The sequence below is a fragment of the Neorhizobium galegae bv. orientalis str. HAMBI 540 genome (genome assembly GCF_000731315.1).
Classification (GTDB): domain Bacteria; phylum Pseudomonadota; class Alphaproteobacteria; order Rhizobiales; family Rhizobiaceae; genus Neorhizobium; species Neorhizobium galegae.
Genome location: NZ_HG938353.1, coordinates 1,735,029 through 1,755,090, shown reverse-complemented (window position 1 = coordinate 1,755,090; position 20,062 = coordinate 1,735,029). Strand labels below are relative to the sequence as shown.

15 protein-coding genes are annotated in these 20,062 nt (G+C 61.1%); 7 read left to right on the top strand and 8 right to left on the bottom strand.

The window, feature by feature from the left end:
• The first annotated feature begins 31 nt into the window (after positions 1-31).
• The 3 genes from RG540_RS08910 (at position 32) to hspQ (ending at position 2,450) form a co-directional block, all read left to right on the top strand.
• Positions 32-370: a P-II family nitrogen regulator gene (locus tag RG540_RS08910; protein WP_038542987.1), complete on the top strand. Its 339-nt coding sequence runs from the start codon at positions 32-34 to the stop codon at positions 368-370.
• A 69-nt stretch (positions 371-439) separates the two neighbouring features.
• Positions 440-1,849: a type I glutamate--ammonia ligase gene (glnA, locus tag RG540_RS08905; RefSeq protein WP_037087011.1), complete on the top strand. Its 1,410-nt coding sequence runs from the start codon at positions 440-442 to the stop codon at positions 1,847-1,849.
• A gap of 271 nt (positions 1,850-2,120) precedes the next feature.
• Positions 2,121-2,450, top strand: coding sequence for a heat shock protein HspQ (gene hspQ / locus RG540_RS08900; protein WP_038586840.1), 330 nt, complete (start codon positions 2,121-2,123; stop codon positions 2,448-2,450).
• Positions 2,451-2,565: 115 nt separating this feature from the next.
• Here the strand turns inward: hspQ and RG540_RS08895 are convergent, their stop codons facing one another.
• Positions 2,566-3,213 (bottom strand): invasion associated locus B family protein, encoded by a 648-nt coding sequence (locus RG540_RS08895; protein WP_038542985.1) that lies wholly within the window; start codon positions 3,211-3,213, stop codon positions 2,566-2,568.
• A gap of 285 nt (positions 3,214-3,498) precedes the next feature.
• Here RG540_RS08895 and RG540_RS08890 point away from each other — a divergent pair, with 285 nt between their 5' ends.
• The 3 genes from RG540_RS08890 to RG540_RS08880 are packed head-to-tail and all read left to right on the top strand — an operon-like array spanning position 3,499 to position 6,984.
• Positions 3,499-5,325, top strand: coding sequence for an extracellular solute-binding protein (locus RG540_RS08890; protein ID WP_038593372.1), 1,827 nt, complete (start codon positions 3,499-3,501; stop codon positions 5,323-5,325).
• Between the two features lie 33 nt (positions 5,326-5,358).
• Positions 5,359-6,030, top strand: coding sequence for a DsbA family oxidoreductase (locus RG540_RS08885; RefSeq protein ID WP_038586837.1), 672 nt, complete (start codon positions 5,359-5,361; stop codon positions 6,028-6,030).
• Between the two features lie 15 nt (positions 6,031-6,045).
• Positions 6,046-6,984 (top strand): DMT family transporter, encoded by a 939-nt coding sequence (locus RG540_RS08880; RefSeq protein ID WP_038586835.1) that lies wholly within the window; start codon positions 6,046-6,048, stop codon positions 6,982-6,984.
• On the opposite strand, the gene mfd is transcribed toward RG540_RS08880, so the two are convergent.
• Together mfd and RG540_RS08870 are read right to left on the bottom strand one after the other, a co-directional pair.
• Entirely contained in the window at positions 6,985-10,491 is a 3,507-nt protein-coding gene (gene mfd, locus RG540_RS08875) for a transcription-repair coupling factor (RefSeq protein ID WP_038593368.1), read from the bottom strand. It abuts the gene before it with no gap.
• 11 nt (positions 10,492-10,502) lie between these two features.
• Positions 10,503-10,832 (bottom strand): FAD assembly factor SdhE, encoded by a 330-nt coding sequence (locus tag RG540_RS08870; RefSeq protein WP_038542977.1) that lies wholly within the window; start codon positions 10,830-10,832, stop codon positions 10,503-10,505.
• A 90-nt stretch (positions 10,833-10,922) separates the two neighbouring features.
• Between RG540_RS08870 and recG the strand changes: the two genes are divergently transcribed.
• Positions 10,923-13,028 carry an ATP-dependent DNA helicase RecG gene (recG, locus tag RG540_RS08865; protein ID WP_038593365.1) on the top strand — a complete coding sequence of 702 codons (2,106 nt, stop codon included), beginning with the start codon at positions 10,923-10,925 and terminating at the stop codon, positions 13,026-13,028.
• A 127-nt stretch (positions 13,029-13,155) separates the two neighbouring features.
• Here recG and RG540_RS08860 read toward each other — a convergent pair whose 3' ends face one another.
• The 5 genes from RG540_RS08860 to RG540_RS08840 form a co-directional block, all read right to left on the bottom strand.
• The gene (locus tag RG540_RS08860) at positions 13,156-14,640 is read right to left on the bottom strand and encodes an esterase-like activity of phytase family protein (RefSeq protein WP_038586832.1); all 1,485 of its coding nucleotides are present in this window, start codon (positions 14,638-14,640) and stop codon (positions 13,156-13,158) included.
• A 134-nt stretch (positions 14,641-14,774) separates the two neighbouring features.
• Positions 14,775-15,458, bottom strand: a complete 684-nt coding sequence (locus RG540_RS08855) for a DUF502 domain-containing protein (protein WP_038586829.1) — start codon at positions 15,456-15,458, stop codon at positions 14,775-14,777.
• A gap of 92 nt (positions 15,459-15,550) precedes the next feature.
• Positions 15,551-17,377, bottom strand: a complete 1,827-nt coding sequence (gene glmS, locus RG540_RS08850; RefSeq protein ID WP_038586826.1) for a glutamine--fructose-6-phosphate transaminase (isomerizing) — start codon at positions 17,375-17,377, stop codon at positions 15,551-15,553.
• Positions 17,378-17,497: 120 nt separating this feature from the next.
• Positions 17,498-18,859 carry a bifunctional UDP-N-acetylglucosamine diphosphorylase/glucosamine-1-phosphate N-acetyltransferase GlmU gene (gene glmU / locus RG540_RS08845; RefSeq protein WP_038586823.1) on the bottom strand — a complete coding sequence of 454 codons (1,362 nt, stop codon included), beginning with the start codon at positions 18,857-18,859 and terminating at the stop codon, positions 17,498-17,500.
• Positions 18,860-18,987: 128 nt separating this feature from the next.
• Positions 18,988-20,061, bottom strand: coding sequence for a BMP family ABC transporter substrate-binding protein (locus tag RG540_RS08840; RefSeq protein ID WP_038586820.1), 1,074 nt, complete (start codon positions 20,059-20,061; stop codon positions 18,988-18,990).
• Between the last annotated feature and the right edge of the window lies 1 nt (position 20,062).

Here is a 20,062-nt window from a genome sequence, read left to right as displayed (position 1 = left end):
CTTCAAGAGAGAAGCGGAGATATAGTTTCTCATGAAAAAGATCGAAGCGATCATCAAGCCTTTCAAGCTCGACGAAGTGAAGGAAGCCCTTCAGGAAGTCGGCTTGCAGGGGATCACAGTGACCGAAGCCAAGGGCTTTGGCCGCCAGAAGGGCCATACGGAGCTCTATCGCGGCGCGGAATACGTCGTCGACTTTCTGCCTAAAGTCAAAGTCGAGGTCGTCCTGGCGGACGAGAATGCGGATGCGGTCATCGAGGCGATCCGCAACGCTGCACAGACTGGACGGATTGGAGACGGCAAGATATTCGTCTCCAACATCGAGGAAGTCATTCGCATCCGCACCGGTGAAACGGGCGTGGACGCCATCTAAACGCCCGCAAAATACCGCCCCAAGGCCAAAGGCCGGGGTTTCATCGTCATCGTACATCGAGGAGGTCATATGACGAGCGCAAGCGAAATCATGAAACAAATCAAGGAAAACGACGTCAAGTTCGTGGACCTGCGCTTTACCGACCCAAAGGGCAAGCTGCAGCATGTGACCATGGACGTGGTCTGCGTCGATGAGGACATGTTTGCCGATGGCGTCATGTTCGACGGTTCCTCGATCGGCGGCTGGAAGGCCATCAACGAGTCGGACATGGTGCTGATGCCGGACCCGGCGACGGTCCACATGGACCCGTTCTTCGCTCAGTCGACCATGGTCATCTTCTGCGACATCCTCGATCCGATATCGGGCGAAGCCTATAACCGCGATCCGCGCGGCACCGCCAAGAAGGCCGAAGCCTATCTGAAGGCATCCGGCATCGGCGATACCGTGTTTGTCGGCCCCGAGCCGGAATTCTTCGTCTTCGACGACGTCAAGTACAAGGCAGACCCTTACAATACCGGCTTCAAGCTCGACTCGTCGGAACTGCCGTCGAACGACGACACCGACTACGAGACCGGCAACCTCGGCCACCGTCCTCGCGTCAAGGGCGGCTATTTCCCGGTTCCGCCGGTCGACAGCCTCCAGGACATGCGCTCCGAAATGCTGACCGTGCTCGCCGAAATGGGCGTGGTCGTCGAAAAGCATCACCACGAAGTGGCTTCCGCCCAGCACGAGCTCGGGGTCAAGTTCGACACCTTGGTGCGAAACGCCGACAAGATCCAGATCTACAAATATGTCGTACACCAGGTCGCCAATGCCTATGGCAAGACCGCGACCTTCATGCCGAAGCCGATCTTCGGCGATAACGGCTCTGGCATGCACGTGCACCAGTCGATCTGGAAGGACGGCAAGCCGACCTTCGCCGGCGACGAATATGCCGGCCTTTCCGAAAGCTGCCTCTTCTATATCGGCGGCATCATCAAGCATGCCAAGGCGATCAACGCCTTCACCAACCCGACGACGAATTCCTACAAGCGTCTCGTTCCGGGTTATGAAGCGCCTGTTCTGCTTGCCTATTCGGCCCGTAACCGCTCGGCTTCGTGCCGCATTCCGTTCGGCACCGGACCGAAGTCGAAGCGCGTCGAAGTCCGCTTCCCGGATCCGCTGGCAAACCCGTATCTGGCCTTTGCCGCCATGCTGATGGCCGGCCTCGACGGCATCAAGAACAAGATCCATCCCGGCAAGGCCATGGACAAGGATCTCTACGACCTGCCGCCGAAGGAGCTGAAGAAGATCCCGACCGTCTGCGGCTCCTTGCGTGAAGCGCTCGAAAACCTCGATCGCGACCGCAAGTTCCTGACCGCCGGCGGCGTCTTCGACGACGACCAGATCGATGCCTATATCGAACTCAAGATGGTGGAAGTCATGCGCTTCGAGATGACGCCGCATCCCGTCGAGTTCGACATGTATTATTCGGCCTGATCCGATCATCGCCTCGTGAATTGGAAACGGCGGGTAGCAAGCCCGCCGTTTGTCGTTCCATGGCAGCGATATTCCTCGGCGAGGTTTTCGAAACGTATCGCGCACTCGGCATCGTTCTCGTTCCGGGCGGCATAGTTCTGGCGAACGAAACTGCCGCAAGGGCTTACTAAGCCTTATGTCTATCCCGTGGAACGAAGCGGCCCGGTCTGCATTAATCTCTTGATGTGGGAGAATTTTATTCCCACATTAGGATGCGAAAGGACATCGCACCATGAAACAACGCAACGCTAAATTCACCATCGGAGAAGTGGTTCGCCACAAGGTTTTTCCGTTTCGCGGCGTCGTGTTCGATGTGGATCCGGAATTCGCCAATACGGACGAATGGTGGAATTCCATTCCCGCAGAAATCCGGCCGAACAAGGACCAGCCCTTCTATCATCTCCTCGCGGAGAATGATGAGACGGAATATGTCGCCTATGTTTCAGAGCAAAATCTGGAGCATGACGAAAACGATGCTCCGCTGCGCAATCCGCAGGTCTACCAGATCTTCGATCGCGGCCCATCCGGTCAGTTGAAGCCCAAGATCATACTGGCCCACTAAACCCCATTCCCCGAACTGGAACGGCGTCGGCATTCAGCCGGCGCTTTTTTATGCCCAGAATCAGAAAGCCCGGCACATGGCCGGGCTTTGAAATTGTCTGGCTCTCGCCGAAAGCTTACTGGCCCTGCTTTGCAGCGTTTTGGGCGTCTTCCAGCTTCTTGCGGGTTTCTTCCGCCTTGCGCTGCATGCCTTCTTCGAGGCTGCGCTGGCTCTGGGCGATCTGTTCCTGCGGCATGGCCGGGCCATCAAAGATGCCGGTAAAGCCGGTCAGCGGAACCTTGATCGGGTTCGGAGCGCGGCGGAAATTGATCGAGGTGAAGACCACCTCGCTGCCCTTCTTGAGGCTGGCGATCATCGCGTCCGTCAGCGGCACTTCGGCGGTGCACTTATCCGGAAGGCAGACGATATAATCGAGCTTCTGGCCCTTGCCACCATCGATCTGCATGACGATGCCGGGCGGCACGAGGCGTGCGGTCGGTACCGAAACCTGCATGATCTTGCGGTTGACCTTGCCTTCGACCGTGATCAGGCCGACGGCGGTGATGAGCTGACCGTTCTGAGCGGCAATGATGTTCTGCACGACGCAGAGATCGCTGTCATCCTGCTTTGTGCAGGTCTTGAACCAGCCGAGCGGCGGTGCGCCAGGAGCCCCCGCAGCCGGAGCATCCTGTGCAAGAGCTGCAACCGGCAGCGCGATTGCGCCGGCCGAAAGAGCGAGAGCAGACATTGCCGTCCGCAGAACTTGGGTTGCCTTAAGCATCATAACGAGATCCGTCTCCTGAAATCAGCTGGGTACGGCAGACGCCGTCAACTCCCTCGGGGTGTCCTACTGCCTGTGACCTGTCGGTCAAATGAGGCAATTGAATGACCCGCCCGTCTGGCCAACCTGTTACATCGGGCAGGCATCGATATCCAGTCCCTCTTTCGTATTTTTTGACAAGGAGTTAATGCCGACGATCACTCTTTTGCACATAGCGGTGGTTGGTGGGCTTGATGGCATGCGCTATTTTGCAGGCGAATCAGCGAGGATTTCACCACCATGGGTGCCATGCGACGCTTTCTCCCCCTCATTGCCGCGTTTCTGATCGGCGCTCCGGCATTGGCCGAACCGGTCCATGGGATCGCCATGCACGGCAGCCCGGCGCTCGGCCCCGATTACAAGCATTTCCCCTATGTAAACCCGGCTGTGAAGAAGGGCGGCAAGATAACCTATGGCGTCGTCGGCACGTTCGACAGCCTCAACCCGTTCATATTGAAAGGCATGCGAACGACCGCGCGTGGCGTGTGGGATCCGGAACTCGGAAATCTGCTTTACGAACCGCTGATGACGCGCTCAAGCGACGAGTCTTTCACGCTCTACGGTCTGCTTGCGGAAAGCGCCGAGTGGGATGACGACCGGACTTTCATCCAGTTCAATCTCAACCCGAAAGCTAAGTGGTCAGACGGTACGCCTGTCACGCCGGAAGATGTCGTCTTTACCTTCGAACTGCTGAAGCAAAAAGGCCGCCCGCCGTTCAACAGCCGGCTCGACGCTGTAGCGAAGTTGGAAAAGGTGGGCGAGCGCAGCATACGCTTCACCTTCAACGACAAGGCCAACCGCGAAACGCCCCTGATCATCGCCTCTTCAACCCCCATCCTGCCGAAGCACGCGATAGATGCCGAGACTTTCGATCGCTCCGGCATCCGACAGGTCATCGGTTCAGGCCCCTACAAGATCAAATCCATTCAACCCGGAGAAAGGATTACGTGGGAGCGCGATCCGAATTACTGGGGCAAGGATGTTCCCGCCAAGATCGGTTTCGACAATTACAACGAGATCAGCGTGCTGTACTTCCTGCAGACGTCGACGATGTTCGAAGCCTTCAAGAAAGGCGATATCGATATGTACCCGGAAGGTGACGCGATCAACGGCAATCCCGATGCGTCGCATTGGGGGCAGGCCTACGATTTTCCGGCAGCCAATCGCGGCGATATCGTCAAGGAGGTCTTCGAACCTCGCCTGCCCTCCGGGATGTTCGGCCTGCTCTTCAATACCCGGCGTCCGCTCTTTTCCGACGAGCGCGTGCGCGAAGGGCTGTCCTACGTCATGGATTTCGAATGGATGAACCGCAACATCCTGGGCGGTGCTTTTAAAAGGACCCAGAGCTTCTGGCAGAACTCAACGCTCGGCGCCTTCGGAAATGCGGCTGACGAAAAGGAACGGGCACTGTTGGGCGACGCCATTGGCAGGCTTTCGCCCGAGCTTCTTGCCGGCACTTACCGTATGCCTGTGAACAATGGCTCGGGCGCGGACAGGGCGATCCTCAAACGCGCCGTGGATCTCTTGTCCGAGGACGGCTACTCGATCAAGGCCGGTCGTATGGTCGATAAAGCTGGTCGCCAGCTCTCCTTCGAGATCATGACCCAAAATGCGGCTCAGGAACGCATCGCGCTGGCCTATCAGCGTTCCCTGGCATTGATCGGTGTCGCGATGTCGATTCGCTCCGTGGACGACGCGCAATACCAATCTCGCGTGAATACGTTCGATTACGACATGGTCATCCGCTCATTTCCGTCTACGCTTTCGCCGGGAACGGAACAGATCAATCGCTGGGGCTCGGCTTCGCGCGATGCTCAAGGGAGCTTCAATTACGCAGGTGTAGCCGATCCGGATATCGACCGGATGATGGACGCATTTCTGAAAGCCCGTTCCCTGGACGATTTTCAAAGGGCGGTGCGGGCATACGATAGGCTTCTCGTGGCGGGTCACTATATAATACCGCTCTACCACGTCGGATCCCAATGGGTCGCTCGCTGGAAGTATATCGATCGACCGCAAGTCACGCCGATCTTCGGTTACCAGCGGTCGACCTGGTGGGATCGGCGAGCTCAATAACAATCCTCCTCGGAAACAAGAAAGGACGCCGCCATGGAGCGCGTAACAATCGACATCGTTTCGGACATCGTCTGCCCCTGGTGTTACCTCGGCAAGGCTAGGATGGAACTGGCGGTCGCCGAAGTGCAGGACGAGATCGGGGTCGACATCAACTGGCGCCCTTATCGGCTCAACCCGGACCATCCGCCCGAGGGCGTCGACCACCAGGCGGATCTGGCCGCCAAACTCGGCGGCAGGCAAGCCGTTGAACGCGCCCACGACATGCTGCAGAAGCTCGGCGAAGAGGTCGGGATCAAGTATGATTTCGAAGCGATCAAGATCGGCCCCAACACGCTCGATGCGCATCGCCTGCTGCATTGGGCAATCGTCGAAGACCGCCAAATTCAGGACAAGGTCGCGACGGCCCTGTTCAAGGCGAATTTCGAGGAGGGCCGCAATGTCGGCGACCATGCCGTGCTCGCCGACATCGCCGAAAAATCGGGCCTCGACCGGAAAGTCATCGAAAACCTCCTGGCAAGCGATGCCGACAAGGACACGGTTATCGGGGAAATCGAGGCCGCCCAGAAGATGGGCGTGACCGGCGTGCCATTCTTCATCATCGACGGCCAATATGCGGTCAGCGGCGCGCAGACGCCGGATGTCCTTGCCAATGCGCTGCGCGAAATCGCCAAGCTGAAGGCGGAAGCCCGCAAGGGCATGATCTGAGAACGGACAAAATTCGTGCGTACCGACCAGACCCTGAAAGGCGTTCTTCTCGCCTTCGCTTCGTTTGCCGCCTATTCCTGGAGCGATGCCAGCGTCAAGATGATAGATGGCGCGCTGACGCCCTATGAGATGGGCTTTTTCGGCGCCGTCTTCATGCTGGCCGGGTTTCCCTATCTGATGAAGCCGGGTGACAGTTGGCTTGACGTCGTGAGAAGCACCAACCGGCCGCTATGGGTCCTGCGTTTCTTTTCCGCGGCCATGGGGACGATCGGCAGCGTAGCAGCCTTCACCTATCTGTCGATGGCGGAAGCCTTCGCGCTGATCTTCCTGCTGCCATCCTTCGTGACGATCATGTCGGTGCTGTTCCTCAAGGAAACTGTCGGCATACGGCGCTGGAGTGCGGTGATTATCGGCTTCATCGGCGTTCTGGTCATATTGCGTCCAGGCTTCCGCGAGCTTTCGATCGGGCATGTTGGGGCGGTGTTTGCCGGGTTTTCCGGGGCGATCTCGATCATCGTCTATCGCGCCGTCGGACCGTCGGAGAAGCACATCTCGCTTTACGGCGCCGGCGTGCTTGGCGTTCTCGTCATCCTCGGCATCCTGATGATCCCGGATTTCCGCTGGCCCACACTACCGCAATGGGCGATGCTGGCGGGCTACGGCCTACTTGCGGCGCTCGCCACCGTCTGGCTGATGTATGCCGCCAATCACGCGCCCGCCGCCGTGATCGGGCCAACCCAATACAGCCAGATGCTCTGGGCCATCCTGTTCGGTTATCTGATCTTCGGCGACAAGGTCGACCTGCCGATGCTGGTCGGCATCGTGCTGATCATCGGTTCCGGCCTCCTGACGCTCGCCCGCGAGCGGGCACGCCACGTGCCCCTACCCGCCTCCGTCGCGACCGATCCGCAAGCCGCCGTGGTCACCGTGCCCGACAATAAAACCGATACATAATCATGTCTTTGCCAGTTCGGCGAACTGGGTCATCACCTGGGCGGCAGCCGTCAGTCGCTTTTCGGGCGATGGTAGGTCGCGGGTGAGGAACACGCTGTGGTCCGGCCGGATCTTTGCGAGCGTCCCCTGCTTGGCGATATAACCGACGAGATTGGCCGGGTTCGGGAACTGCCTGTCGCGGAAGGTGACGACGATGCCCTTCGGGCCGGCATCGAGCTTCTCGACATTCGCCTTGCGGCACAGCGACTTGATGTAGACGACCTTCAAGAGGTTCTGTACCTCGGTCGGCATCGGGCCGAAACGATCGACCATTTCCGCACCGAAACCGTCGATCTCCGACAGTTCCGTGACTTCGCCGAGACGGCGGTAAAGGCCCATGCGCAGATGCAGGTCCGGCACGTAGGTTTCCGGGATCATCACGGTGATGCCGACCGAAATCTGCGGCGACCAGCCGGTATCGGTGATCTCGTCGTCGCCCTTCACTTCTGCGACCGCTTCCTCCAGCATCTGCTGGTAGAGCTCGAAACCGACCTCCTTGATATGGCCGGACTGTTCTTCGCCGAGCAGATTGCCGGCGCCGCGGATGTCGAGGTCGTGGCTGGCGAGCTGGAAACCGGCACCGAGTGTGTCGAGCGACTGCAGCACCTTGAGACGGCGTTCGGCCATCTGCGTCAGCGTCTTGTTGACCGGCAGCGTGAACAGCGCGAAGGCGCGCACCTTGGAACGGCCGACGCGGCCGCGAAGCTGGTAGAGCTGCGCCAGGCCGAACATGTCGGCGCGATGGACGATCAGCGTATTGGCGGTCGGCACGTCGAGGCCGGATTCGACGATCGTGGTCGAGAGCAGCACGTCGTATTTGCCGTCGTAGAAGGCATTCATGATGTCTTCGAGCTCGCTGGCCGCCATCTGGCCATGCGCAACCCCGACCTTCAATTCCGGTACATCCGACTGGAGGAAGGCCTGGATTTCAGCGAGATCTGCCAGGCGCGGACAGACATAAAAGCTCTGGCCGCCGCGATAATGTTCGCGCATGAGCGTCTCGCGGATGACCAGCGGATCGAAGGGTGAGATGAACGTGCGGACCGCCATGCGGTCGACCGGCGGCGTGGTGATCAGCGACAATTCGCGAACGCCGGTCATGGCAAGTTGAAGCGTGCGCGGGATCGGCGTTGCCGAGAGCGTCAGGACATGGACGTCGCTCTTCAGGTCCTTCAGCCGCTCCTTGTGCTTGACGCCGAAATGCTGCTCCTCGTCGATGATCAGCAGGCCGAGATTGGCGAACTGGATGCCAGCGCCAAGCAGCGCATGGGTGCCGACAACAATATCGACCTTGCCATCGGCGAGGTCCTTCTTGGTCTGGGCCAGTTCCTTGGCGGGCACCAGCCGCGACGCCTGCTCGACCTTGATCGGCAGACCGCGGAAACGCTCGCGAAACGTCTTGAAATGCTGGCGGGAGAGAAGCGTGGTCGGCACGACGACCGCGACCTGCGCGCCGTTCATGGCGGCGAAGAAAGCGGCACGCAACGCGACTTCCGTCTTGCCGAAACCGACGTCGCCGCAGACGAGGCGGTCCATCGGACGGCCGGCGCCAAGATCGTCACGCACGGAATCGATGGCTGTCGCCTGGTCCTCGGTCTCGTCATAGGGGAAACGGGCGGCGAATTCGTCGTAGAGCCCTTCCGGCGTGGTCAGAACCGGCGCGCGGCGGGTGATGCGGGTGGCGGCGATGCGGATCAGCGCGTCGGCCATATCAAGCAGCCGCTTCTTGAGCTTGGCCTTGCGGGCCTGCCAGGCGCCACCACCGAGCCTGTCGAGTTGGGCTTCCGCCGCATCCGAACCGTAGCGCGACAAAAGGTCGATGTTTTCGACCGGCAGGAAGAGTTTTGCCTGGTCGGCATAATGCAGTTCCAGGCAGGCGCGCGGGGCGCCTGCGGCCTCGATTGTCACCAGGCCAACAAATTTACCGATGCCATGCTCGGCATGGACGACCAGAGAACCTTCGTCGAGGCCGGCGACTTCGGTCAGGAAATTGGCGCCGCGCTTGCGGCGCTTGCCGCGGCGGACCATGCGGTCGCCAAGAATGTCCTGCTCGCCGATGACGACGATATTGCCTGTCTCGAAACCGGCTTCGAGGCTGAGGACCGCAGAAGCCGCCTCGCCTTTCTCGAGCTTGTCGAGATCGGCGAGCTTTTCAATCTGGCGGACGCGCTTCAGCCCGCGCTCGTCGAGCACTTGCAGCAGCCGGTCGAGCGAGCCGGCGGACCAGCCGGTGACAAGAACCTTGGCGCCCTCGGCCCGCTTGTCGGCGATATGTTTGACGACGAGGTCGAAGACGTTGACGCGTTCGTCGCGATCTTTCTCCTCTGTCTGGTTTTTCGCCCAGCGCGGACCGGTATGGGCACCCAAAGTCACCACTCGGCGACCGTCTGCATCCATCTCGTTGAACGGCGTCAGGCGTACTGCGTTGACGGCGTCGAGCGCTGCGGCAAAGGCCTTGCTTTCGAGGTAGAGTTGCCCCGGTGAAACCGGCTTGTAGGGCGCGGCTTGAGCGGCAGCACCCTTGCCCTGAGTGCCGCTGTCGCGCCGTGCCTCGTAATAGTCGAGCACCAGTTTCGAACGCTCGCCGGCCGCTTCGCGGGCAGTGTGGTCCGTGACGATCCGGAAACCCTTGAGGTAATCGAAGGCGGTTTCGAGACCGTCGTAGAACAGCGGCAGCCAGTGTTCCATGCCGGGGTAACGCCGGCCTTCAGAGACCGCCTGATAGAGCGAATCGTCGCGGGTCGCGGCGCCGAAGAGCGACAGGTAATTTTTCCGGAAACGGCTGATCGTGTCCGGCGTCAGCGTCACCTCGCTCATCGGGTTCAGGTCGAGGGCGCGCGCCTGGCCGGTCGTGCGCTGGCTGGCCGGATCGAAGGAACGGATCGATTCCAGGGTATCGCCGAAGAAATCGAGGCGGACCGGCTCTTCGGTGCCTGGCACGAAGACATCGAGAATGCCGCCGCGCACGGCAAATTCGCCGACTTCGCGGACCGTCGCGACGCGCTCGAAGCCGTTGCGCTCCAACCGCGCGGCGATATCGTCCATGCGGATCTGATTGCCCGGTTTGGCTGAGAACGCGAGGCTTTCGATGATCTCGGCGGGAGCGATTTTCTGCAGCATTGCATTGACGGTGACGAGCACGATCGCTGCATGCGGCTTCCTGGCATGAGAGATCAGGCCGGACAGGGCCGCCAGCCGGCGGGCCGAGACGTCGGCGCTCGGCGAGACGCGGTCATAGGGAAGACAGTCCCAGGCGGGCAGTGTCAGGACCGGGATTTCCGGCGCCACGAAGGACAGCATCTGTTCCAGATCGAACATGCGCTGGCCGTCCGACAGGACATAGGCGACCGCCTGGCCGGCGCGAGCGAGCTCGGCAAGGATCAGCGGCTCCATGCCCGGCGGCACGTTGCCTATGGTCAGCGGGGTCTGCGCCGCGGCAATCTTCTTCGCGTCGAATCCGGGAATCATTGGGCCAGAATTCATATCTTGTTTCCGAGCCTTGCTTCCAGGGAGGCTTTGGTGACGGGATCGAAATCCGGGTTATAGGCAGCGACGCGCGCGAAAAGCGGCGTCTTCCTATGCTCGGGCAGGACTTGAGCCCCGGTGATCCAGGCATGCAGGTCGTGGTCGTCCTCGCCCATGATCGCCTCGAACTCGTCGAGTTCCGCATCCCCAAGATTGGCGATCTCGGCTTCCGCGAAGCTGCCCAGAACCAAGTCCATCTCGCGGATGCCGCGATGCCAACAGCGATAGAGGATGCGCCGGCGGCGCGGGTCGAGATCCGCGCTGGTGCGGGATAGTCCTGTCATGGCCGTGTCCTTGTTTTGCCGTTCATATAGGACGCTTTTCCGCCCTCGTCACCTTGCCAAATGGGCAAAATCCATCGCATTTTGCGCGCCATGCGTCCCGCCATACTCGATCCGCTGTTCTCGCCCGTCGCCTCGCTTGCCGGTGTCGGGCCGAAGCTTGCCGAACTGATCGCCCGCGTCACCGGCCGTGACGATCCGGACGACTGCCGCGTCGTGGATCTGCTCTTCCATGCTCCCTCCTCGCTGATCGACCGGCGCAACCGGCCGGGCATCGCGCTTTCGCCGCAAGGAGCGATCGTCACGATCGAAGGCCGGGTCGACCGGCATCAGCCGCCGCCGCCCGGCAAGTCCAACATGCCCTATCGCGTCTTCCTGCACGACGATACGGGCGAGCTGGCGCTCACCTTCTTCCGGGCCAAAGGCAATTGGCTGGAAAAGTCGCTGCCGATCGACGAGATGGTCATGGTGAGCGGCAAGGTGGACTGGTTCAACGGCCGGCCCTCGATGGTGCACCCGGATTTCATCGTCAAATCCTCCGAAGCGGAAACCCTGGCGCTGGTGGAACCGGTATACCCGATGACGGCCGGCCTAACGCCCAAGGTTCTGCGCAAGGCCGTGGACGGTGCCGTAGCTCGGCTGCCGGACCTGCCGGAATGGGCCGATGCCGAACTGGCCTTGCGCCAGGGCTTTCCCTCGGTCGCGGAAGCCTTTCGCGGGCTGCACGATCCGCGCGACGCAGCGGATATCGATCCGCAGGCCCCTGCCCGCCGCCGGCTTGCTTATGACGAGTTCCTGGCCGGCCAGGTGTCGCTGTCGCTGGTACGCCAGAGGGTGCGCAAGGTCCCGGGCCAGCCGATCCGAGTGAAGGGCGATCTCGCCGCAAGGATCATCGCCGGCCTTCCCTTCTCGCTGACCCCGAGCCAGAGAGCGGCGGTCGAGGACATCATCCAGGACATGGCCGGTGAAGACCGCATGCTGCGGCTGCTGCAGGGCGATGTCGGCGCGGGCAAGACGCTGGTGGCGCTGCTTGCCATGTCCGCGGCCGTCGAGGCCGGCGGCCAGGCGGTGCTGATGGCGCCGACCGAAATTCTCGCCCGCCAGCATTTTTCGACAATTTCGAAGCTCGCCGGTGCTGCAGGTGTAGCGGTCGAGGTGCTGACCAGCCGCACCAAGGGGCGCGAGCGCGACCAGATCATCGAGCGGATCGCCTCGGGCGAAGCGCAGATCATCGTCGGCACCCACGCGCTCTTCCAGGATGCGATCAATTATCACAATTTGATGCTCGCCGTGGTGGACGAGCAGCACCGGTTCGGTGTGCATCAGCGACTGCGGCTCACCGCCAAGGGCATTTCCCCGCATATGCTGGTGATGACCGCGACGCCCATTCCCCGCACACTGGTGCTCGCCGCGTTTGGGGATATGGACGTCTCGAAGCTCACCGAAAAACCGGCCGGCCGCAAGCCGATCCAGACCGTCACCATTCCCACCGAGCGGATCGGCGACATCGTCGCCCGGCTGCGCGGCGCTATCGGCGAAGGAAAAAAAGCCTATTGGATCTGCCCGCTCGTCGAGGAATCGGATGCCTCCGACCTGATGTCAGCGGAGGAGCGGTATGCGGTTCTCGCCAGGGAACTTGGCCGTGATGTCGGGTTGATCCATGGGCGGATGAGCGGGCCTGAGAAGGACGCGGTGATGAACGCCTTCAAGACCGGCGAAATCCGGCTGCTGGTCGCGACCACCGTCGTCGAAGTCGGCGTTGATGTGCCGGATGCGACGATCATGGTCATCGAACATGCAGAGCGGTTCGGCCTTGCCCAGTTGCACCAGCTGCGCGGCCGTGTCGGGCGCGGCGACGAGGCTTCGACCTGTATCCTGCTTTACAAGGGGCCGCTCAGCGAAACCGGCCGGGCGCGGCTTTCGATCCTTCGCGACAGCGAGGACGGTTTTCTGATCGCCGAGGAGGATCTGAAGCTGCGCGGCGAAGGAGAGCTGCTCGGCACCCGCCAGTCCGGTACGCCGGGTTTCCGGATCGCCAGCCTGGAAGCGCATGCGGACCTGCTGGAAATCGCCCGTAAGGATGCGGCCTATCTGTTGGAGCGGGATCCCGAACTCACCAGCGAACGCGGCCAGAACATGCGCGTGCTGCTTTATCTGCACCGCCGCGACGAGGCGATCCGGTTCCTGAGAGCCGGGTGAGGACACGGTTTTCGGCGGGGCTCGCAGCGGTCAAAAGCATCGTCTACCGGATCTTCGTCCTTCCCCCCGAACGATCGGGGAGAAGGCTGTGCTTGTCGAATAGGGAAGCCCCCAATCCGGATCGACGTTACTTCTTGGCAACGCCTGGAAGCGTCACGCGAAAAACCTGGAACATGGTGTCGACATCCGCGCCGCCGGCCGCCTTATAGGCGCCGCCGACCTGGAAACCGTCCTGGGTCAGGAAGTCGTTGTCGTTGGCGACGAACAGGAAGAAGTCATCCGGAGCCGAAGCATCGAGCGCGCTTGCGATCGACATGGCTTCCCATTTTTCCGAAAGATTGTTCCTGTCGTTCGGCGCGCCGTTATGCAGGCCGAAGCGAGCGAGTTCCTGGGAGTCGTTGATGTCGATGAACGACGTCAGGACCGCAGGTTTCACGGTCTCGTCGACCTTGCCCTTCGAAGCGACCGGCTTGAGACCGTCGAAATCGGTGCCGGCAATATCGGTGGCACTGGTGAGATCGACCAGGTTGATCTTGCGGTAGACCGACGTGTCGCCCTTCACGCCCTGGCCGCTATTGCTGTCGCGCGCCAGAACCAGGAAAGCCTTGTCGGACAGCGCCAGGATTTCGCTCGCGGCGGCAACGGCAACCTTGCCCTTGTTATCAAAGGTCGGCAGCGGCACGAGATATTCATGCACCAGCTTGAGGTTGTCGATGTCGGAAGCGTCATAGACCAGGGCGCGGGTGTTCATGCGCGTCGAACTGGAGTCGCCACCATCCTGAATGGGTGCGGACTGCAGCAAGGCGATCACAAATTTGCCGTCCGGGGTCATCGCCATGCCTTCGAGGCCCTGGTTGTTCTGGCGACCACTTTCCGGATCCTTCGGATCCGGTACCTTGCCGCCAGGGCCGGGATTGTTGGAAGAGAAGTCCAACCGGCCCTTGCGCATCGGCAGCAGGGCCTTCGGCGGCTGGGTAGCGGAGATCAGCTTACCATCAATGGAAAAGTGATAGATATAGGGGCCGTATTCGTCGCTGATCAAAAGCGAACCGTCCGCCAGGCGGATGACGGCCTCGGAATCGAGAGAGACCTTGCCGGTCGAGGCCTGCGGCATGGCCGGCATTTTGGCCGCAGCGGCGCGAACGCCCGATTCCGGATCGAGACCGGTCATGTTCTTGCCGGCATCGTCGGTCAGCAGCATGGTCTCCGCGAGCTTTGCCTGAACGCCAGCCTGCTGCTTGTCGGAGGACAGGGCCTGGCCGGCGGCGGCCGGCGCCAGCCGGATCTCGATTTTGTTGATGCGCGAATTGTAATCGGTCGTGCCGTCGACATTGTAGCCGCGATCCGGCAGCAACCAGAGGGAACCGGCATAACCCTCGGCATCCCTCTTCCAGTCGGTCGGGTCGATCGCCATGCCGGAACCGGACCCGAAAGTCTCACCGAACTTGTCACGTTGGCCGGCCGGAATGCGGCCGACGGCGACGAGGCCCTTGTTGACGACGGTGATGCCGGCGCCCGTTGCACTCGTCTCGGCCAGCAGGACCGAGTTCGAAATCAAAGACGAAGCAATCATTGTGGCCGCAAGCAGTGCAGCCTTACGCGCATAACCCATGGAATGGTTCCTTGTTGAGCCTCGGAGGGCCAGCGGCTTCCCGCCGTTACGCGTCGAATAATTGCTGCGACGCGCGCTCCCTGCTTCTTCTTAGGCGGCTGCGGTGACAATGACGTGACGCCCCGCACGGGCGCTTATGGCGCCGGCAGGACGGCGGTTGGCAGGCCGGGGATGGGCTTGTAGTCCGGCGCGATGAGGCCACCCGATATCAGCAGCTTGGCACCCTCTTCCGGCGTCATGTCGAGCATGACGATCTTGCTTTTCGGCACGAACATCAGGAAACCGGCGGTCGGCACCGGGGTCGGCGGCAGGAAGACACCGACCATTTCCTCTCCGTCCGCATTGAGCTTTGCCGCGATCTCTCCCTGCGCATCGCCGGAGATGAAGACCAGCGCCCACATGCCGGGACTCGGAAACTCGATCAGCCCGCATTTCTTGAAGGAGGTCGACTGTTCCTTCAGCACCGTCTCAAAGATCTGTTTGATGCTCTTATAAATGCTGCGGATCAGCGGCATCCGGTGCAGGATCGATTCGCCGAACTTGACGATCGAGCGGCCGATCAGGTTCTTGCCGAGAAAGCCGATAATGGTGATGAGCACCACGGCGATCAGCAGACCGGTGCCAGGAATGGTGATGTTGAAATAATATTGCGGATCGTAGCGCCGCGGAATGTAGGGCGTGACCCAGCTATCGGCCCAGTCGATAAAGGTGAAGGTGAGCCAGATGGTGATGGCAAGCGGCGCGCAGATGATCAGGCCGGTTAGGAAGTTGTTCCTGAGACGGCCGGCCAGCGATATTCGCTCTGGACTGTCGCTCATCCGATTTTCCTGCATACCCTGAGCATCGCCGCAATCATCTGTTGCGACAATGCCGGATGCGATGTTGCGATGCAAGGAAAAGCCGGTGGATATCACTCCACCGTGACGGATTTTGCCAGGTTGCGCGGCTGATCGACATCGGTGCCCATGAAGACAGCCGTATGGTAGGCAAGCAGCTGGATCGGCAGCGAGAAAATCATCGGAGCGATGATCTCGTCGACATTCGGCAATGCTATCGTCGCCATGGTCGGCAGCTTGGAAGCCGCCGCACCCTTCTCGTCGGTGATGAAGATGATCTTGCCGCCGCGCGCCGCGACTTCCTGCATGTTGGAAACGGTCTTTTCGAAGAATCGGTCATGCGGTGCGATGACGATCACCGGCATATGTTCGTCGATCAGCGCGATCGGCCCATGTTTCAGCTCGCCGGCGGCATACCCTTCGGCGTGGATGTAGGAAATCTCCTTGAGCTTCAGCGCGCCTTCCATGGCGAGCGGAAAACTGGTGCCGCGGCCGAGATAAAGCACATCCTTGAAGCGCGACAGTTCGCGCGACAGAGCCTCGATCTGCGGCTGAATGTCGTTCAGCACCCGGCTCATGATCCGCGGCATTTCAGCGAGGTGCTTGACCATCGCCTTCTCATCGCCCGCCGTGACCGTGCCGCGGGCGCGGCCGGCGCCGATAGCGAGCGCAGCAAGAACCGCAAGCTGGCAGGTAAAGGCCTTGGTGGAGGCGACGCCGATCTCCGGGCCGGCGAGGATCGGGAAGATCGCGTCCGATTCGCGGGCGATGGTCGATTCCTTGACGTTGACGACCGCGCCTATCTTGAGGCCGTTGTCCTTGCAGTAACGCAACGAGGCAAGCGTATCGGCTGTTTCGCCCGATTGGGAAATGAACAGCGCCGCCTGGGACGGCGACAGCGGCAGTTCGCGGTAGCGGAATTCGGAGGCGACGTCGATTTCGACCGGCAGGCGCGCATAACGCTCGAACCAGTATTTGCCGATCAGGCCGGACAGATAGGCCGTGCCGCAGGCGGCGATCGCCAGGCCGGAAACCTTGCCGAAATCGATCGCCGTATCGTTCGCCTTCACCGTATGGGTCGCGAAATCGATATAATGGCTGAGCGCATGGGAGATGATCTCCGGCTGTTCGTAGATCTCCTTCTCCATGAAATGGCGGTGATTGCCTTTGTCGACCATGAAGGCCGACGCCTGGGAAATCTGGCTCTGCCGCTTCACCGGCTTGCCGTCGTAATCGATGATCTCGGCGCCCTTATGGGTCATGACGGCGCAGTCGCCGTCGACCAGATAGGTGATCTCGTTGGTAAACGGAGACAGCGCGATGGCATCGGAGCCCAAGAACATCTCGCCGCGGCCGTGGCCGATCGCGAGCGGCGGTCCGAAACGGGCGGCCATGATCGTGCCCGGGTCGTCCTCGAACATCACCACCAGCGCATAGGCGCCGGAAACCCGGTTCAGCGTCGCCAGCATGGCGGCGCGGTGGTCGAGGCCCTGGCGGGTGTATTTTGCGAGCAGATGTGCGACGACTTCCGTATCCGTCTGGCTTTCGAAGACGGCGCCTTCGGCCAGCAGTTCATCCTTCAGCTCGGAAAAGTTCTCGATGATGCCGTTATGGACAACGGCGACGCCATCAACGAAATGCGGATGGGCGTTGGTCTCATTCGGGACACCGTGGGTCGCCCAGCGGGTATGGGCGATGCCGATCGTCCCGGGCAGCGGCTCGGCGTCGAGCTTCTTTTCAAGATTGAAGAGTTTTCCCTCGGCGCGGCGGCGATCCATCCGGCCCTCGTGGACGGTCGCTACGCCGGCGGAATCATAACCGCGGTATTCGAGCCTTCGCAGCGCATCGACCAGACGCGCCGCCACCGGCGAATTTCCGACGATCCCGACAATTCCGCACATGAACGACCCTCTTCGCTTCGTGGAACCCGCGCGAACTCCTAGCCGATTGCAGGTTTTGCGCAATCGGCCCGCCGGTCACTTTCGATGTCGGAAAGTAACGCGCAAATGTTAATGGCCGGGCTACTTTTGCATCTTCCTGGCGGCCTTGAGGGCGAGTGCCCGCTCGCGGAGGATTTTTGCGCGGCCCGGCTTCATCTCCTGGCGGGCACGGCCGAGGGCGAGCGCATCGGCCGGGACATTTTCGGTGATGACACTTCCCGAAGCGACATAGGCGCCGTCGCCGATCGAGACGGGTGCGACGAGCGACGAGTTCGAACCGATAAAGGCGTTGGCGCCGATGCGGGTCTCGTGTTTGTTGACGCCGTCGTAGTTGCAGGTGATCGTGCCGGCGCCGATATTGGCATGGGCGCCGACAAAGGCATCGCCGATATAGGTCAGGTGGTTGACCTTGGCGCCTTCATCGATCCTGGCATTCTTGACCTCGCAGAAATTGCCGACCTTGGAGCCGGCTGCAAGATCGGCACCGGGGCGAAGCCGCGCGAAAGGCCCGACGGTGGCGCCGCCGCTCACATGGGCGCCTTCGATATGCGAAAAGGCGTGGATCACGGCTCCGCTGTCGATCCGAACGCCCGGACCAAACACGACGTTGGGCTCGATCAGCACGTCTTGACCGATCTGCGTATCATATGAAAGGAACACGGTTTCCGGCGCGATCATGCTGACGCCCGAGATCATCAGTTCGTGGCGGCGGCGTTCCTGCCAGAGCCTTTCGAGCATGGCCAGTTCGGCGCGGTTGTTGCAGCCGGCGACTTCCGTTTCCGGCGCATCGACCGCCACGACCTTGCCGCCTGCCGCGCGGGCGATCTCGACGATGTCCGTCAGATAATATTCGCCCTTGACGTTTTGATTGGTGATGCTCTCGAGCAGCGCAAGCGCCTTGCGCCCGTTGATCGCCATCAGGCCGCTATTACACCAGGTGACCTTGCGCTCTTCTTCCGTCGCATCCTTCTCTTCGCGGATGGCGATCAGCTCGCCGTTTTCGATCAGCAGGCGGCCGTAACCGGTCGGCTTGTCCGTATGGAAACCGATCACCACGACATCCGCGCCGGCGGCAAGCTTTTCCCGCGCCTCGGCGAAGGGCGCGGAGGTGATCAGCGGCACGTCGCCGTAGGCGACCAGGATGTCATCGTAACCGCGAACAATCGCTTGTTTAGCCGTCAGGACCGCATGGCCGGTGCCGCGGCGCTCCGCCTGGAGAAAAGCCTCGACGGAAACGCCTTCGACCGCGCCGGCCTTGGCCACTCCGTCTGCGTCGCGGCCAACGACCAGAGCCGCCTCAGTCACGCCGGTCGATGCCACCGCCGCCATCACATGCGCGATCATCGGACGGCCGGCAATCGGATGCAGCACCTTCGACATCGACGATTTCATGCGTGTGCTATCGCCGGCGGCGATGATGACGGCAAGGCAGGAACGGCTCATGGGGATTCTCCTTCTCAGGCGATTTGCCGCTTAATACCAGCAAGATGATTGACGTGCGATAAAAGCCTTATGTGCGCCAGAAACAAAAAGGGCGCCCGAAGGCGCCCTTTCTACGGACAAGTCCTGGTTCACTTCGGCAGTTTGTCGTCCACGCCTTCGACGTAGAAGTTCATGCCGAGAAGGGTGCCGTCATCCGACTTTTCGCCGGCCTTCAGCCATGCGCTGCCGTCCTGCTTGTTGATCGGGCCGGTGAACGGATGCAGTTCGCCCGACTTGATCTTGGCTTCAGTCTCCTCCGCCATCGCCTTCACGTCGTCCGGCATGTTGGTATAGGGCGCCATGGTCAGGATGCCGTCCTTCAGGCCGTCCCAGATTTGCTCCGACTTCCAGGTCCCGTCGAGCAGCGCCTTGGTGCGCTTGATGTAATACGCACCCCAAGTGTCGACGATGGCGGTCAGCTGCGTCTTGGGGCCGGCCGCGATCATGTCGGAGGCCTGGCCGAAGGCGAGGATGCCGCGCTCGGAGGCGACCTGCATCGGAGCGGTCGTGTCGGTGTGCTGGGTCAGGATATCGACGCCCTGGTCGATCAGCGCCTTGGCGGCATCGGCTTCCTTGCCCGGGTCGAACCAGGTATTGGCCCAGACGACCTTCAGCTTGAAGTTCGGGTTGATCGACTTCGCGCCGAGTTCGAAGGCGTTGATGCCCATTACCACTTCCGGGATCGGGAAGGAGGCGATGTAACCGGCAACGCCCTTCTTCGACATCTTCGCGGCGATCTGGCCCTGAATGTATCGGCCTTCATAGAAGCGCGAATTGTAGGTGGCGAGATTCGGAGCGGCCTTGAAGCCGGTCGCATGCTCGAACTTCACATCCGGGAATTTCGCGGCGACCTTGACGGTGGCGTCCATGAAACCGAAGGAGGTGGTGAAGACCAGCGAGCAACCCGAGCGAGCCATGCGCTCGATGGCGCGTTCTGCATCCGGGCCTTCCGGAACGTTTTCGAGGAAGGGCGTTTCAACCTTGGTGCCGAGTGCCTTGTCGAGCTGCTGGCGACCGAGTTCATGCGCCTGGGTCCAGCCACCATCCGTCTTCGAACCGACATAGATGAAGCAGACCTTCTTCTTCTCCTGGGCTTGGGCGCCTGTCGAAAAACCGCCCATCAGGGCGGCCGATGCGGCAAGGGCGATAATCAGTTTCTTCATT

Excerpts from the sequence above, each read along its gene's own strand:
- RG540_RS08910 (WP_038542987.1), top strand. The coding sequence starts at position 32 with ATGAAAAAGATCGAAGCGATCATCAAGCCTTTCAAGCTCGACGAAGTG.
- glnA (WP_037087011.1), top strand. The coding sequence starts at position 440 with ATGACGAGCGCAAGCGAAATCATGAAACAAATCAAGGAAAACGACGTC.
- hspQ (WP_038586840.1), top strand. The coding sequence starts at position 2,121 with ATGAAACAACGCAACGCTAAATTCACCATCGGAGAAGTGGTTCGCCAC.
- RG540_RS08895 (WP_038542985.1), bottom strand. The coding sequence starts at position 3,213 with ATGATGCTTAAGGCAACCCAAGTTCTGCGGACGGCAATGTCTGCTCTC.
- RG540_RS08890 (WP_038593372.1), top strand. The coding sequence starts at position 3,499 with ATGCGACGCTTTCTCCCCCTCATTGCCGCGTTTCTGATCGGCGCTCCG.
- RG540_RS08885 (WP_038586837.1), top strand. The coding sequence starts at position 5,359 with ATGGAGCGCGTAACAATCGACATCGTTTCGGACATCGTCTGCCCCTGG.
- mfd (WP_038593368.1), bottom strand. The coding sequence starts at position 10,491 with ATGATTCCCGGATTCGACGCGAAGAAGATTGCCGCGGCGCAGACCCCG.
- RG540_RS08870 (WP_038542977.1), bottom strand. The coding sequence starts at position 10,832 with ATGACAGGACTATCCCGCACCAGCGCGGATCTCGACCCGCGCCGCCGG.
- recG (WP_038593365.1), top strand. The coding sequence starts at position 10,923 with ATGCGTCCCGCCATACTCGATCCGCTGTTCTCGCCCGTCGCCTCGCTT.
- RG540_RS08860 (WP_038586832.1), bottom strand. The coding sequence starts at position 14,640 with ATGGGTTATGCGCGTAAGGCTGCACTGCTTGCGGCCACAATGATTGCT.
- RG540_RS08855 (WP_038586829.1), bottom strand. The coding sequence starts at position 15,458 with ATGAGCGACAGTCCAGAGCGAATATCGCTGGCCGGCCGTCTCAGGAAC.
- glmS (WP_038586826.1), bottom strand. The coding sequence starts at position 17,377 with ATGTGCGGAATTGTCGGGATCGTCGGAAATTCGCCGGTGGCGGCGCGT.
- glmU (WP_038586823.1), bottom strand. The coding sequence starts at position 18,859 with ATGAGCCGTTCCTGCCTTGCCGTCATCATCGCCGCCGGCGATAGCACA.
- RG540_RS08840 (WP_038586820.1), bottom strand. The coding sequence starts at position 20,061 with ATGAAGAAACTGATTATCGCCCTTGCCGCATCGGCCGCCCTGATGGGC.